Source organism: Aquimarina algiphila (assembly GCF_007489275.1).
Lineage (GTDB): Bacteria > Bacteroidota > Bacteroidia > Flavobacteriales > Flavobacteriaceae > Aquimarina > Aquimarina algiphila.
Genome location: NZ_VLNR01000164.1, coordinates 1 through 1,318, shown reverse-complemented (window position 1 = coordinate 1,318; position 1,318 = coordinate 1). Strand labels below are relative to the sequence as shown.

Annotated in this window: 2 protein-coding genes; both read right to left on the bottom strand. The window is 36.3% G+C overall.

Annotation, left to right across the window (positions count from 1 at the left end):
• The coding region (locus FOF46_RS30805) for a hypothetical protein (RefSeq protein WP_208746847.1) at positions 1-680 on the bottom strand (680 nt) is incomplete at its 3' end.
• 198 nt (positions 681-878) lie between these two features.
• Positions 879-1,211, bottom strand: coding sequence for a hypothetical protein (locus FOF46_RS30800; RefSeq protein ID WP_143919246.1), 333 nt, complete (start codon positions 1,209-1,211; stop codon positions 879-881).
• Positions 1,212-1,318 lie beyond the last annotated feature (107 nt).

The following is a 1,318-nucleotide window of genomic DNA, read 5'->3' as shown; positions in this document are numbered from 1 at the left end:
GTAGCACCTAGGGTTTCTATTTGGGTGGTCTCCTGGAGTTCAAAGTAGTATTTGGTTCCTCCATCATCAATAAGTTCAAACCCTCCATTGTTGGGTAACCTAGTGAGTTTATAATTTTTATAAGGGGCAAAAACGGCTTCTCCATCGTGATTAAAATAGAATGTTGCCGATAATGACCCTACACTGATCATATACTTATCAGATTCGGTATCCCATTTACCAGCAGCAGCTTCACGAATTAATAGTCCAATTTCATCTGCGGGCATAGATTGAGAATTGGTAGCATATTGATGCACTTTTTTACCAATTTGATTGGGACCGATATATCCAAGTTGCGACTCATCGGCAAGACCACGGACCTGGCGAGTAATCATTCCTTTACCAGAAAAATCCCATCCTAAACCTGTAGCTCCGGGAATCTCATCTACCATCAATCCCGAATAGTTATAAGAGAGGGATATGGGTAAACTAAACCCTGCTTCATTAATCGTGTGTAGCGGAATAGTGTGATTGATTTTACCAGTAGATAGATTTACTGGTATTTCTCCATACTTCCCTAAACTTGCTGCCTCTGGCGAAGTTGGAAAAATCTGCGGTGGTTTTGTAGATTCTTCCCCTTCTTGCGCAAAAGCACATAACCCTAGAAAGACCAAGGTGAATGTGGTAATTAGATGTCTCATAAAAGTGATTTTGTAATTGTTTTTAATTTTCCCATTACGAATTTGTGACTAAACTATATTTGAATACCAGGTTTATCCTCTGCTTATTATTCTATTTGAAAAGCACATTCAAATATTGGTTTAGCAGCACAAAAAACGATGTTTTTTCAATAAAATTTTTACGGCTTTCCCCATGTTTTCTGTTTTCCTGGTGCAATATTAAAACATGCCAGTTTCATTTTTCGGGACTGGGATATTTTTTTTGATTTTTTTTCTTTTATATCTTGGTTTAGTATCTAAGTTATAATCGGATGAGGTATTAGCATGAAATCCAAACTTGAAAATGACTTCATTTAGATATAAATAACTATTTGATTTAATATCAAATATAATTGGGGCATCCAGTTCTTTCATAGCTAGAATAGTGCGATGCAGAGTGGCTTTTGAAATATCTAATTTTGAGGCAAACTCTATGGGTGATCCAGTTGCTTTCAGGCGAATCAATCGGTCAATTCTCTTTATTAACCGTATTTGTTTTAGTGCAGCATTCATAGCTTGTGAATAAAAGGGTTAGATACTAATTGAGTTTTAAAATGTGATTGCCAATAGACATAAGTAAGAAGGGGCGAATTAAACATTGTAGATTTGAAATCGGGGGG